15 protein-coding genes are annotated in these 12,292 nt (G+C 43.5%); 9 read left to right on the top strand and 6 right to left on the bottom strand.

Annotation, left to right across the window (positions count from 1 at the left end; all coding sequences use genetic code 11):
- Window positions 1-30 precede the first annotated feature (30 nt).
- A complete protein-coding gene (locus tag L1070_RS08365; RefSeq protein ID WP_070986209.1) occupies window positions 31-597 on the top strand; it encodes an alkylphosphonate utilization protein in 567 nt (188 codons plus the stop codon).
- A gap of 70 nt (window positions 598-667) precedes the next feature.
- Here L1070_RS08365 and rlmJ read toward each other — a convergent pair whose 3' ends face one another.
- Window positions 668-1,504, bottom strand: coding sequence for a 23S rRNA (adenine(2030)-N(6))-methyltransferase RlmJ (gene rlmJ, locus L1070_RS08370; RefSeq protein WP_237125213.1), 837 nt, complete (start codon window positions 1,502-1,504; stop codon window positions 668-670).
- A 178-nt stretch (window positions 1,505-1,682) separates the two neighbouring features.
- Here rlmJ and zapB point away from each other — a divergent pair, with 178 nt between their 5' ends.
- From zapB to L1070_RS08405, 7 genes are all read left to right on the top strand, one after another.
- Window positions 1,683-1,913 (top strand): cell division protein ZapB, encoded by a 231-nt coding sequence (gene zapB / locus L1070_RS08375; RefSeq protein ID WP_070986211.1) that lies wholly within the window; start codon window positions 1,683-1,685, stop codon window positions 1,911-1,913.
- The gene (locus tag L1070_RS08380) at window positions 1,913-2,200 is read left to right on the top strand and encodes a cell division protein ZapA (RefSeq protein ID WP_237125214.1); all 288 of its coding nucleotides are present in this window, start codon (window positions 1,913-1,915) and stop codon (window positions 2,198-2,200) included. Before zapB ends, L1070_RS08380 begins: the two co-directional genes overlap by 1 nt.
- A 65-nt stretch (window positions 2,201-2,265) precedes the next feature.
- On the top strand, window positions 2,266-3,240 hold the full coding sequence (locus tag L1070_RS08385) for a hypothetical protein (RefSeq protein WP_237125215.1): 975 nt from the start codon (window positions 2,266-2,268) through the stop codon (window positions 3,238-3,240).
- Window positions 3,227-4,768, top strand: a complete 1,542-nt coding sequence (locus L1070_RS08390) for a LysM peptidoglycan-binding domain-containing protein (RefSeq protein ID WP_237125216.1) — start codon at window positions 3,227-3,229, stop codon at window positions 4,766-4,768. The genes L1070_RS08385 and L1070_RS08390 overlap by 14 nt, the downstream gene beginning before the upstream one ends.
- A 57-nt stretch (window positions 4,769-4,825) precedes the next feature.
- A complete protein-coding gene (locus tag L1070_RS08395) occupies window positions 4,826-5,314 on the top strand; it encodes a peptidylprolyl isomerase (RefSeq protein ID WP_237125217.1) in 489 nt (162 codons plus the stop codon).
- A gap of 10 nt (window positions 5,315-5,324) precedes the next feature.
- Complete coding sequence (locus L1070_RS08400; protein WP_070986215.1) at window positions 5,325-6,053, top strand: SDR family oxidoreductase; 729 nt, start codon at window positions 5,325-5,327, stop codon at window positions 6,051-6,053.
- On the top strand, window positions 6,050-6,886 hold the full coding sequence (locus L1070_RS08405; protein WP_237125218.1) for an amidohydrolase family protein: 837 nt from the start codon (window positions 6,050-6,052) through the stop codon (window positions 6,884-6,886). Before L1070_RS08400 ends, L1070_RS08405 begins: the two co-directional genes overlap by 4 nt.
- Here L1070_RS08405 and L1070_RS08410 read toward each other — a convergent pair.
- The 5 genes from L1070_RS08410 to L1070_RS08430 all read right to left on the bottom strand — a co-directional run bounded on the left by L1070_RS08410 (window position 6,883) and on the right by L1070_RS08430 (window position 11,005).
- Entirely contained in the window at window positions 6,883-7,650 is a 768-nt protein-coding gene (locus L1070_RS08410) for a YggN family protein (protein ID WP_237125219.1), read from the bottom strand. The genes L1070_RS08405 and L1070_RS08410 overlap by 4 nt on opposite strands.
- A 63-nt stretch (window positions 7,651-7,713) precedes the next feature.
- The gene (locus tag L1070_RS08415; RefSeq protein ID WP_070986218.1) at window positions 7,714-8,232 is read right to left on the bottom strand and encodes a DUF1566 domain-containing protein; all 519 of its coding nucleotides are present in this window, start codon (window positions 8,230-8,232) and stop codon (window positions 7,714-7,716) included.
- Window positions 8,233-8,240: 8 nt separating this feature from the next.
- Complete coding sequence (locus L1070_RS08420) at window positions 8,241-9,920, bottom strand: DUF1566 domain-containing protein (protein WP_237125220.1); 1,680 nt, start codon at window positions 9,918-9,920, stop codon at window positions 8,241-8,243.
- Window positions 9,921-9,940: 20 nt separating this feature from the next.
- Complete coding sequence (locus tag L1070_RS08425) at window positions 9,941-10,273, bottom strand: hypothetical protein (protein WP_070986220.1); 333 nt, start codon at window positions 10,271-10,273, stop codon at window positions 9,941-9,943.
- A 36-nt stretch (window positions 10,274-10,309) separates the two neighbouring features.
- Window positions 10,310-11,005, bottom strand: a complete 696-nt coding sequence (locus L1070_RS08430) for a DUF2982 domain-containing protein (protein ID WP_170829161.1) — start codon at window positions 11,003-11,005, stop codon at window positions 10,310-10,312.
- A 229-nt stretch (window positions 11,006-11,234) separates the two neighbouring features.
- Between L1070_RS08430 and L1070_RS08435 the strand changes: the two genes are divergently transcribed.
- Window positions 11,235-12,290, top strand: coding sequence for an efflux RND transporter periplasmic adaptor subunit (locus tag L1070_RS08435; protein ID WP_237125221.1), 1,056 nt, complete (start codon window positions 11,235-11,237; stop codon window positions 12,288-12,290).
- Window positions 12,291-12,292: the final 2 nt, after the last annotated feature.

Below are 12,292 nucleotides of genomic sequence, written 5' to 3' on the forward strand. Positions count from 1 at the left end.
TAATACGACTTTTGCCTACGGGAATAAGTTATGAGTATCGAGGCCACCCTCCAAACACGCAGCAACCAGCAATGTGAACTATGTACCAGCACCCATGCACTGTCCATCTATGAAGTTCCACCGGTTGTCGAAGCTCACTCGGATAAATGTGTGTATCTTTGTGAAACTTGTAAGGCGCAAGTAGAGGGCAAAACCGATTTGATCGCAAATCATTGGCATTGTTTGAACGACAGTATGTGGAGTCAAGTACCAGCTGTACAAGTCGTGGCCTATAGAATGCTAAAGCGTCTTGCTGCTGACAATGGTTGGGCGCAAGATGCGATAGACATGCTTTATCTAGAAGAGGATACCCTAAGCTGGGCACAGCAAGCGCTGGCTGAGGAAGAAGATATTGTGCACCTTGATAGTAATGGCGTGCGATTAAGTGCGGGTGACACCGTTGTGTTAATCAAAGACTTGGACGTGAAAGGTAGCTCTTTAGTTGCTAAACGTGGCACCGCCGTGCGCAATATTGGTTTAACCTCTAACCCTGAACATATCGAAGGGCGAGTCGAAGGCCAGCGCATTGTTATCCTAACTAAATATGTGAAAAAGTAATAAGCTTGCTAAATTTAGCAAAGCCCTTGTTTAGGGCTTTGCCGCACTTGGGCGTTAATGACAGTCCTCACTACTCATCAACGAGTTGCTCACTGCGATAAAACCCATCAGCTTTACTCAAGTATTTAACTAATTCAGGTAACGCCGCATCCATAGTCGTTTTCAAGGTCCATGGTGGATTAACCACTATCATACCAGAGGCAGTCATACCATGTTGTTCCGTATCCTGCTCAGTGGCTAGTTCAAAAAGTTGAATATTTCTAATGCCGGAATCAATTAATGTTTGTTCTAACAAATCAATACGACTACGCGACACCACAGGATACCAGATCATGTATGTGCCTGAAGGAAAACGCTTGTGTGCCTTGGCTATCATAGTCGCCGCTTGCTGGTAGTCTGTTTTTATTTCGTAGGGTGGATCCATAAGCACAACGGCACGCTTTGAAGCGGGTGGCACAAGCGCTTGTAAGCCCTTGAAGCCATCTTCACCACGCACTCGTAAAGACTTTTTACCTTGCATATTCTGCTGTAGCAAAACTAAATCTTTTGGATGTAACTCAAAAAACCAGCCTTTATCCTGACGGCGTAAATGATGTTCTGCTATCTTTGGCGAACCTGGGTAAAATGATAAGTTGGCTTCATTAAAAGATTTAATTAACTGCACATAGTCTACTAACGCCGTATTCTCTCCCTGATAATCCCATAACTTAGCAATGCCATCTAAATACTCTTGCGTTTTTTGGGCATCCGCACTGTTGAGCTCAAACAGGCCTGCGCCAGAGTGCGTATCAATATAATCAAACCCCGATTCTTTGCGTGTCATGTATTCAAGTACCTGAGAAAGTACTAGGTGCTTTAAAATGTCCGCTGGGTTTCCCGCATGAAATGAATGTCGATAGCTAAGCATATGATCGCCTGTTACTAAAACGGTATATTTCGCTGAACCGCTTCTGAATAAAATAGAGTGTTAAAGGCATTATCGCTTAAAGTTACACAAAAATCAGTATAAAGCCGCGTATTCGCTAGCATCCGAAGCCACTTTGTTTTACATTTGCATGACAAAACACTGTGATAAGAGCGCATTTATGAATAACGAAACACTTCCCCAACTCGAACAGCTAATTGATCAACTAATTGCCCGTAATGAACGATTAAATAATGAACTTTTACAGCTTAAAGAGCAAAACTCAAAGCTAATAGACGAAAATGAAACACTTCAACTAGAAGTCCTTGAAAGTGAAGAGAAGCAAAAAGATACAAGTAACACTTTGTCTAACCTTCTTGAAAAGCTGCAAAGTGCTACTCAGGCTAGCTAATGACTGAGAAAAGCAATCAAGTTGAGGTCACCTTACTAGGTAAGACGCATCAATTTGCCTGTACTGAGGGGCAGGAACAACTGCTCCTCGATGCTGTTGCTTTGTTAAATCAAAGAGTTGATGAAATGAAGCAGAAATCAACAGTAAGAAACGAGCAAAACGCATTATTGCTTGCTGCGTTGCACTTGTGTCACGATTTACAAGACCTGCAACGAGTCAATAATTCTCAGCAAACTCAACAACAAACCCTAATTGATAAGCTGCAAATGCATTTGGCCGATAATTAGTTGCTTCCCAAAAAACGCATTATCGGTTAAATTATCACCTCTTTTGTTGTAATACTTGGGCGATTATGCGTTTTATTTTAGCTGTCGTTGTCAGCCTACTCACTAATCTATCCTATGCGGATCAATGGTATAAAGTTGATGAAGCCACTTGGCTGATATCTCCCTCAGCTCACGCCCGCTATATACAAGTTAATCAAGCTGTTATTCACGGTCAGCACTGTGCCGCAATCATCAATGCCCATGGCGATTTTGCACAACTTGAGCAAATGATTAACAGCGTAAAAAACAAACTAACTGTACCCGTATGCTACTTATTCAGTACCTCTGCAGAACAACAGCAAATACAAGGTATGGCTTTGTTACAACGTGCATTTCCCAGCGCCAAATGGTACACAAACGACAAGGTAGTGAAGGGCTTTACACGATACCAGCAAGGATTAATTGCAAAGCTATCCATGCTGGCACAAAGTTTATCTATAAGTAAACAAAGGGCCAATAAGCTGAGCGACACAGAGCAAAATCAATGGCAAGCTCACCTTGAGATAGCGCAACAAAGGTTAAGTGACTGGCGCACCTTGCAGCTCACACCACCTATCGCTATCAAACAATCGCTTTCTTTAGATCTCGGTGACTATCCACTCACATTGACAGCTAGCAGCGCATATAGTCAGGGCGATATGTTTATTTTTAGTCAAACTAACGGCGCCCTGTTTGCAGGCAATACCGTTGATGAATTACCTTACGTAACGCATCATCAGTTGGCGCCTTGGCTGGCCAGTTTGCAAACTTTCAACCAAGATAACACGATAAAATGGCTGCTTCCTGCACACGGCAAGCCCTACAAAAGAGTAGCGCTTGCACGCCCAATCACATTCATTCAGGCGTTGCTGAATAACGTACCTGCGACTGAATTTATAAATAAAGTAACAGCACTGTACAAGATTGATGAAGCAACACAGACTCGCATGGCGCATTATTATCAGCTGGCACAACGGCGCTTAGCCACCACAACGGAGTCTGACCCCAATGCTGTTCTCTAAGCCGCTGTGGAGTGTCACCATCTTGCGCGCTGTATTCATCGTTGGGTTTGGCGTGTTCGCCAGTGCCTGTCAAACGACGTCCCCTACACAGCGCACTAAAACCGTAGTAAGTAATGACCATGATGTTGCCGCGATAAGTGCTTCTCTTGTCAGCACGCAAATGCTGGCACAGCCAGTTGTGAAACAAACATCACAAAGCCAACCTAATATCGCCGTCAAAAAACCGGTCAGCAAAGCGCCTGCCCAAAAAGCCAAGCCCATAACAGATCTATGGCAAAGGATCAGTGAGCAGTTAAGTTTTGATATTGAACTCAATGATAGATTAGAAAGTAGGATTAACTGGTATTTATCGCAGCCATATTATCTATCCAGCGTATCTAAGCGCGCCGCTCCCTACTTATACCATATTGTTGAAGAAGTTGAGCGTCGCCGCATGCCTATGGAGCTAGCACTGCTGCCCTTTGTTGAGAGTGACTTTAGACCTAAAGCAGTTTCTTCTCAACAAGCAGTTGGCGCTTGGCAGCTCGTGAATGCGACAGCATATCATTTTGGTATTACTACCGATCATTGGTATGACGGTCGCCAAGACATCTTAGAGTCAACCAGTGCTGCCTTGGACTATTTGAACTACCTGCACAAACGATTTAATGGTAATTGGTTACACGCGCTCGCAGCCTATAACAGCGGAGAAGGTCGAGTCAAAAAAGCCATCGCTAACAACAAGCGTAAGGCTAAAAGTCGACACTTCTGGCACCTTTCTCTACCCAAAGAAACCGAAGACTACGTACCCAAGTTGATTGCACTAAGCTATTTACTACAAACAGAACATCCAAAATTTAAACGTCCATCACTGCCAAATTACGCTCTGACCAGTCCATTGGATATTGGCCAACAGTTTGATTTTTCGGTATTAGCTTCATTAACAGGTATTGAAAAAGCAGCCCTTCATAGATTAAACCCCGGCTACTTGAGGCACCAAAGTTCACCCAATGGACCGCACAAAGTTTTGCTACCACTGACAGAAAAGCAGTTGCTGAGTAGTCCATTCTTTCAAAAGTACTTTAGTCAGACTTATGTGGTAAAGCCTAATGATACGCTTTATCGGCTTGCTCGACGTTTTAACACAAGCGTAGAGACTATCAAGTTACTCAATAATAAAAAAGGTAACATGATACGTGTGGGTGAAAAGCTAAAAGTAAAACAAGCACAGCAATTCGACAGCTTGTTAATCGATTATCAGATCAGCCCATACGTTGCTCAGGTGCAAAAGCCTAAACAGCTGACCATGGAGCTTCACCATACCGTAGGTGAAGGTGAGTCATTGTGGAAAATCAGCAAACAATACAAAGTTTCTGTACGTGATCTCATTGTATGGAACAAACTCAAAGAGAATAAGGTATTAAAACCTGGAAAGGTACTCGTTTTGCACCTGCCCAAAGGCAATGAAACACCACAAAAGCCAGCCAGCAATGTGCTGCTATCCGATCTTGAGCAACTGGTTAAGCCAGAAACTCGCTCTAATCGCTAGCCCTCATGGCCTTGCTCACGTAAAATGATATGACATATTTTGAAAAACGAGATAGTCATGCAGATTGCAAAAGATACCGCTGTTGAATTTCACTACACGCTAAGCGAAGCTGGTGAACAAATTGAAACTAGCACCACGGGTGAGCCACTAACATACTTACATGGTAATGGCAGTATGTTACCAGGTCTTGAGAACGCCCTAGAGGGCAAAAACTCTGGCGATAAGTTCAGTGTCACACTCGCACCAGATGAAGCCTATGGCGAATACCAAGAAGGTTTAGTTCAACGTATTCCGCTGAAGCATCTGCAAGGTCTTGGGAATAACAAAGCGTGGCAAGCTGGTATGTCTGCCATTGTAGAGTCAAACCAAGGTCGTCATCAGGTTACCGTGGTAAAAGTAGGTCGTTTCAATGCAGATTGTGACCTTAACCACCCATTTGCAGGCAAAACTCTAACGTTCGATGTTGAAGTGATCTCTGTACGTGAAGCTACCGCTGAAGAACTGGCACATGGCCATGTGCACGGCGCAGGCGGATGTGGTCATTAAGGAACACTAAATGAGCAAAGTTGCCATAGTTACAGGTGGCAGCTTTGGCATTGGCTTAGCCATTGTCGAGAAGCTGCTTAGCCAAGAGTATCAGGTTTTTAACTTAGATATTCATCCCTCACCAGTTGGTGACTATGTGCATTGTGATGTCAGCAAGGTTGCAGATGTACAAAAGCACATTACCGATATTATTCACCAAACAGGCCGAGTTGATGCCCTAGTTTCTAACGCAGGTAAGCATCTCAGTGCCAACATCGAAAATACCGATGAAACAACGTTAGATAGCTTATTTGCCCTCAACGTAAAAGGTGCTTATGCGGCCACAAAGGCAGTGTTGCCCGTCATGAAGCAACAAAATAATGGCGCTATTGTGTATATTTCTTCGGATCAGGCACTCATTGGCAAAACCAACTCATTTGCCTACAACCTTACAAAGGCTGCGTTGGCATCAATGGCACGTACTACAGCCTTGGATTACGCTTCGTTCAACATTCGCGCTAATGCGGTGTGCCCTGGTACTATTGAAACGCCTTTATTTCACACAGCTATTGATAGCTATTGTCACAGAAGTGGAGCTATTAAAGATGAAGTAGTCGCTGATGAGGCGAAAATGCAGCCTCTTGGCCGGTTAGGCCAAGCCCATGAAGTCGCCGCATTGGTCGCATTTTTACTCAGTGATGATGCGTCATTTATCACGGGAAGCTTACAGAGTATTGATGGAGGCTACACAGCCCAATGACCCAGATTATTGACCCTCATCTACATTTTTTTGACTTGCAGAAGGGTCAATATCAATGGCTGGTTGGCTCCTCTCCACCAGCGTGGCCAAACCTTGATAAAATTAGACAAAATCACGGGCTTGCACAATTGGTGCTGGGGGATGACCTTTGTCTAGCTGGCCTTGTACACATCGAGGCTGGGTTTGACAATCAAAACCCCGCTACCGAGCTCAAATGGCTAGCAACACAGATTTCCACGTTACCATACAAGGCGATTGCCTATATTGATATGACACAGGCACCCAAAGACTTTTGTGCCCAGTTACAACCATTATTGGATAATACCAACTTTATTGGCATTCGTGATATCTGTGAAGGGCTGGATGCCAATAAGCTGTTACACCCTAATGTTGCAACAAACCTTGCGGTTTTGGCTGAACACGATCTGGTGTTTGAAGCCCAATTTGAATTGCATCATGATTCAGTCGCTAAGCATTTGTCGGTTGTATGTCAGCAACTACCTAAGTTGCAAGTTGTCATCAATCATAGTGGCTTTTTACAGCAAGATACAAAATGGCAAGGTGGTCTGCAACTGATGGCACAGTGCCGCAATGTCGCCATTAAATTTTCAGGTCAAGAACACGTAAATAATCACTTAGATAGTCACACTCTGCTAGCGGTGCTCATTGCAGCCTTTGGTGATGAGCGCGTGATGTTTGCGTCAAATTATCCGGTGTGTTTAATGCGAGATGATTACGCCAATGTATGGCACCATTATCGCCAATTAGTGGATGACGATACCCTATGGGGAAAACTCAGTTACCATAACGCGAAGCGAGTATATCGACTTTAAGAGCGGATCTGCACCAGATCGTAAGCCGCTAAGCTCGGCACTATGCTCTGTAAGCGTGTTTCTGTATTTTCTAATGTATTAAGGCATTCACAATACTCTTCAGCCTTTGCTTCAAGCTGCAGTGCTTTCTTTTGCAATGACTTATCGATTTCTCTGGAAATGATTTCCATGCGTTGTCCCATATCGGTGATCCTATCTTCGATATTTCCCTCTCGAGATTTAAACGCATCACCCAACGACATTAGGATAGCACCCAGCGAACCATGTACCGCAGAGTGAATTTTTTTGCTTATTTCTTTGGTAAAAAAGTCATCTATTTTCGACAGTGATTGCGGCGCAATGAAGAAAAAGTCATCACCCCGTTTAAATTTGTCCATTAGTGCACGCTCAACATATTGCAATTGTGTTTTAAGTACCTCAGGCTCTTTATCAGACATACCTTCAACCACTTGCTCAATAGCGCTTAATCCTAGGTTGACACCATCCGTTGCTAAGCTCACCAACTCTGGAACTGTGTCTCTAATACCGCGTGAGTATTCGTACAATACTTGGGTTTCTTGTTCAGAGAGCTCCACCCAATAACCACGGATCAACAACTGGTTATCATTGTTGATTTGCACGCGTGTTTGGCCATTATCAACAATGCGGATCTCGCTGTCGGTAATAATAAGGCCATGGCTCAACTCAACATCGCATTTATTTTTTGCCAATACAGGCAAAGCACTCAATAGCACTAATGCTGCGAAACTCAATGAACGAAACAACGCTTTATCACTCCCCGTCAAGAAACGAAAAGAAGAGTAGCAAACTTTTATCTAATGCCAAAGCTATTTGGCATAGCGAACTAAACGCAAAAAGATATCTGAGGTTTTCGCCTTCAAATTATTCTTACCATCAGCCAATTGATATGCCCATGCATGATCTTGCTGAGATATCGCGGTTGTACTGGTCCAATAGTTGTCATTTTGTGTTGATAGAAACACTTCTTGATTGATGGCGGGGTCCACACAACTATGCTCAATAATGCTTGCTAGTTCTTTCACATTAGGTACGTGCCAATCCGTGTAATCGGCATAATTACTGTTTTTTGCAGCTACCAATGCCTGCTGCCAATTGACCTGTAACGCAGCACTGTTACATGTTTCACTCACGGCATCATAACTTTGTCCAAATTCACACACTTGCCACATTAGGCCCGTTTCATTGTCAGTCGTCGTACCATCAGGGTTCATGGTGAAACGCTCTGTGGGTGTGGTGCTTGGCGCACTGGTTGCCTCAACACAAGTTTGCTCAGCCAAGGTCGCAAAAGAGCTCAGTAGTACAAAACCGGATAACAACAGTTTCATATTTTCCCTCATGGTGTTCTCACTAACCGCACATAGGCGGTATTTGCTTTTGGATATGCCAAGTCATTGCCTGTTTGCATATCAAGTATGAATGCTTGAGTGAGGCTACGACCATCCACACTGGTTTGTGCACTCCAATAATACAAGTGTCCCAACTCTGCTACATCTGGTAAGTTAGGGAAAAACTCTGGGTCTAGTAGATGTGAGTCGCCCTGTCTACCAAAATCAATTAGACTTAGTAGCTCAAAGTAAGTTGGTAGTCGCCAGTTACTACCACCACAAAAATTGCTGGTGTTCACTTGTTCAATAAATGCTTGAATACCACAGCCAGTGTCACTCGGACAGGTCGAGTTTGCAGGGCTAACAACGCTGCCAGGGTATGCCGCACCACTCACACGGTCTATATGCCAAGTGTAGTGATTAATACTATCCCGAGTGTCAGTATTAGGGAGCGTGCCAGTTCCGCTGAGTTTAACTTCCCAGATAAGACCGTTGACGTTATCTCTTACACAACTAAACTGGCTTGCTGTGTCTGGTAACTCATCGGCGAATTCGTTCAACTTTGTGTAATCAAAAGCGGCGCGCCCTTGTCCCACTTTATCTAAAAAGCCAGAGACACTGTCTCTACCAATATCTGCGTCTTGTTCGGGGTAATCGGCATCATCACAGTCAACCTCAGCACTGGCATCAAAACATGTATCTAGGCCACTGTCTTGGATCAGTCCCAGCGCCTTGGGTTCTAGGTTTACGGAGGTTGTGTCGGTTGCGCTATACCCATTGGGGTCGGTGACCGTCACCTGAAACGAAAGCTCTGTGGTCACATCCACATCTGGAGCAACGAATTGAGTTATACACTGACTAGGTTCATTGATAGTGACCGTGGTATTTTGTCCGGTTTGGACAAGGTGCTGCCACAGACAACTAAACTGTCCTGACGCTGTTTTACTTTGTGTGGCATCCAGTGTCACGGTATCAAACTCAATCGCTGTTTGTACCTCTCCTGCATCAGCAATAACAGGCTGGTCAGCCTTTAACAAGGTCACGCTGTATTCTGTGCTAGCGCTGCCGTCTTCGTCATCGGTTACTGTAAGCCTAAACTTTGCGGCTTGGTTTGTGACCAATAACGGATGTACAAATTGTAATGTTTGTTCTGTAGTGCTGCTAAAACTTAATGTCGGTCCTGATACTTGCTCCCACAAATAACCAACTACTTGACCATTTTCATCAGGATCTGAAGATTCTGCGGCACTTAACTCAACGGTGTCTAAATACTGGGATTGTCCTTCGCTAGGTAGGGTTTGCAAAACAACAGGAATAGGTAATTGATTTTGCGAAGTAATAAATACAGAAACTTGATCAGAAACAACTTGTCCATTTGGCGCAAGGTAATCTACTTTAAAAACGGCTTCACTGTCTGATTTAACATCTGGCGCTGTGACTTCAATCTCCATGCCCTCTTGTGGAAAACCTTCAACATTTGGGCCGCTTAGGACTTGCCAACTCACCGTGCCACCCGAAGGCGAGACCAAAGCAGATAAACTAAATAGTGACTTTTCCAGTACAGTTACATCTCCACCAGCGTTAATGCTGGCATTTTCCGTGTTAGATCCTGAGTCAGAACCACCACCTCCCCCACAAGCAGTTAACAACAAGCCCAATACAAAGGGAAGTATTTTGGTTCTATTCATGACCACTCCTTGCCTAATTCTTACAAATAACTGTCTTGGTGAATTCTTACAAATAGCTTGGTGCCAATTTTTGAATAGTCTACTTTATACTCTCGACCATCTAGCGCTTGAATGAACAACAAACGTTTCACTTCACCGAACACATCCACACTGGAGACATGCACGACTTCGAGATAGCGCTCTTTCGCCTCTCGACGATTTCTCGGCAACTCTTCTTTAAATGGCACTAACCCCATCGGTGTTACTTTAATCTTTGGGTGTGCTTCACCGTTCACAATGACTAAATCGAGCTTCTTCTCTTTATGAATAATGGTGTTGCGGCCACTTTTAATAAAGGCTCTTTCTGTGCTCATGAATTGATCCTGTTACTTCTTCGTTAAGGCGGTTTGCTAATCAAGCAAAGATCCTACCACCTCATCTGGATTTAACTTCCAGCGATTCAATAATGTCGAAAAATGCCATATGTCCCTATCCAAAACGTTTGCTGGTAACAGTAAGTCGTACCCTGTTAACGCTTTAAGATTATGCATTCTATTTGCAAACATCGCTATCAGACCTGTATATACATTGCCAGACGCTGAGCGATAATCACTCGGTTCAACCAGCCATTCTGGTGGGCAGTTACCGTTTTTACAATATACTTTAACAGCTTGTAAAAAAATATACCTCTGTTCTACCAACAATTTTCCCGCTAACCTTGGGCTCAAGTCGTGTAAAAATGTGTCGATATTATTAAGTTTAATACCAACCGCATTTAACTCAAGAATTTCAAGCTCCTGTGTTACAGATGGGATACCAGCCGAGTGAAAATTATCAACCTCAATGTGCATATTTCCAAAACGGTGGACATAACATATTTCTTTATTATCAATAAGTAAACTATAGAATGGCTGCTGACTTTTTAAAAACCCCAGTAAAATAGCCATTAAAGCCGTACTCGCTAATAAAATCTCAACTATGCTGATTGGGGTACTTCGCAACGCGACAAATGTCATGATCACAGCCAAACATATCGCTCCAACGAGCATAAACTCCATACCATGGCGGTTTGCAGTCGCCCTCAATTTAGCTTGCTTAATCGACATAAAAACCAAAATAAAAGATAAACATCAGCACAGCCCAAAGCAGTACATAACGTATTGTAATACAGGTTTTACAGGGGGGTTGTTTTGCCACTTATGCTCTCACATTCTGCTGATACTGGTTCTAATCAGTCAATTTTTCGGCCAATTCACAAAATAACGAGATACCTAGCTATATGTATACGGGCCGTATTTTGTACACTAACAACATCTCTATTTGCGGTATATTTTTATGTTTACACAACAATCAGGCAAAGCACTTTTTCCGTTTATTATTTTAGTTCTCGTTGCCATATTAAGCTACTTATACCTGCCCATTAGCCAAGGTCAAGTGAGCAGAGCTGCAGGTGCACCAACAACAGTCAGTGCACAAACCGCATCAATGCAGGAAAAGACATTGTATATTTCCGCCGTTGGTAGCGCCCGTGCAAACCAAGCCATTCATATCTCTAGTTCGCAAAGCGATTATATAACAGATATTTACTTTAACGATGGTGATGTAATCAAGCAAGGCGACAAATTGGTCCAACTGCAAAATGAGCAAGAACGTTTGGCGGTAAAAGAGTTAAAGATAAACCTCAAAGAACAACAGCGGCAACTTAAACGCCTCGAGGACTTAGCCAAAAGTCAATCAGCTGCTCGCTCACAATTAGAAACACAGCGCTCGGTTGTCGAGGCACTTCAAGCCAAGCTGCAACTAGAGCAAACGCGTCTTGATGAACTATTAATAAGTGCTCCTTTCACAGGCATTTTAGGTAAACGTCTAGTATCTGTTGGGAGCTTTGTTAACTCTTCAACCTCATTAACGACGCTGGATGATATCAGCATCATCAAAGTAGACTTTCAGGTACCAGAAAAGCACCTAGCAACACTGCATACGGGCATGACAGTAGTAGGCAAAAGTGATGCTTATGGTGAGCGTGCATTCATAGGTCAGGTTTCACATATTGATCCTCGTATCGACAGCGCCACCCGTAGTGTACAAGTTACCGCCAGTTTCGAGAACCCAGAATCTTTACTACGCCCAGGTATGCTGATGCACCTAGAGTTAGAGCTACAGACTTATAATGCCATCATGCTGCCAGAGAAAAGTGTTATTCCGCGCCAACAAAAACACTATGTATTTGTCATTGATGAACAGCAAAAAGCTAAACAGGTCGAAATCAATATCCTAGCCCGTTTCAATGGTTGGGTCGCTGTATCTTCGGGTGTTGAAACTGGCCAGCAGGTGATCACCGAAGGAGTGATCAAAATTCGCTCTGGCAGCACTGTATCGGTTAAGAGTTAGGA

This window comes from Pseudoalteromonas sp. MMG022 (assembly GCF_021654245.1).
GTDB classification, from domain to species: domain Bacteria; phylum Pseudomonadota; class Gammaproteobacteria; order Enterobacterales; family Alteromonadaceae; genus Pseudoalteromonas; species Pseudoalteromonas amylolytica.

What these genes read in the sequence shown, in the direction of transcription:
- L1070_RS08365 (WP_070986209.1), top strand. Translation starts at nt 31, where the DNA reads ATGAGTATCGAGGCCACCCTCCAAACACGCAGCAACCAGCAATGTGAA.
- rlmJ (WP_237125213.1), bottom strand. Translation starts at nt 1,504, where the DNA reads ATGCTTAGCTATCGACATTCATTTCATGCGGGAAACCCAGCGGACATT.
- zapB (WP_070986211.1), top strand. Translation starts at nt 1,683, where the DNA reads ATGAATAACGAAACACTTCCCCAACTCGAACAGCTAATTGATCAACTA.
- L1070_RS08380 (WP_237125214.1), top strand. Translation starts at nt 1,913, where the DNA reads ATGACTGAGAAAAGCAATCAAGTTGAGGTCACCTTACTAGGTAAGACG.
- L1070_RS08385 (WP_237125215.1), top strand. Translation starts at nt 2,266, where the DNA reads ATGCGTTTTATTTTAGCTGTCGTTGTCAGCCTACTCACTAATCTATCC.
- L1070_RS08390 (WP_237125216.1), top strand. Translation starts at nt 3,227, where the DNA reads ATGCTGTTCTCTAAGCCGCTGTGGAGTGTCACCATCTTGCGCGCTGTA.
- L1070_RS08395 (WP_237125217.1), top strand. Translation starts at nt 4,826, where the DNA reads ATGCAGATTGCAAAAGATACCGCTGTTGAATTTCACTACACGCTAAGC.
- L1070_RS08400 (WP_070986215.1), top strand. Translation starts at nt 5,325, where the DNA reads ATGAGCAAAGTTGCCATAGTTACAGGTGGCAGCTTTGGCATTGGCTTA.
- L1070_RS08405 (WP_237125218.1), top strand. Translation starts at nt 6,050, where the DNA reads ATGACCCAGATTATTGACCCTCATCTACATTTTTTTGACTTGCAGAAG.
- L1070_RS08415 (WP_070986218.1), bottom strand. Translation starts at nt 8,232, where the DNA reads ATGAAACTGTTGTTATCCGGTTTTGTACTACTGAGCTCTTTTGCGACC.
- L1070_RS08420 (WP_237125220.1), bottom strand. Translation starts at nt 9,920, where the DNA reads ATGAATAGAACCAAAATACTTCCCTTTGTATTGGGCTTGTTGTTAACT.
- L1070_RS08425 (WP_070986220.1), bottom strand. Translation starts at nt 10,273, where the DNA reads ATGAGCACAGAAAGAGCCTTTATTAAAAGTGGCCGCAACACCATTATT.
- L1070_RS08430 (WP_170829161.1), bottom strand. Translation starts at nt 11,005, where the DNA reads ATGTCGATTAAGCAAGCTAAATTGAGGGCGACTGCAAACCGCCATGGT.
- L1070_RS08435 (WP_237125221.1), top strand. Translation starts at nt 11,235, where the DNA reads ATGTTTACACAACAATCAGGCAAAGCACTTTTTCCGTTTATTATTTTA.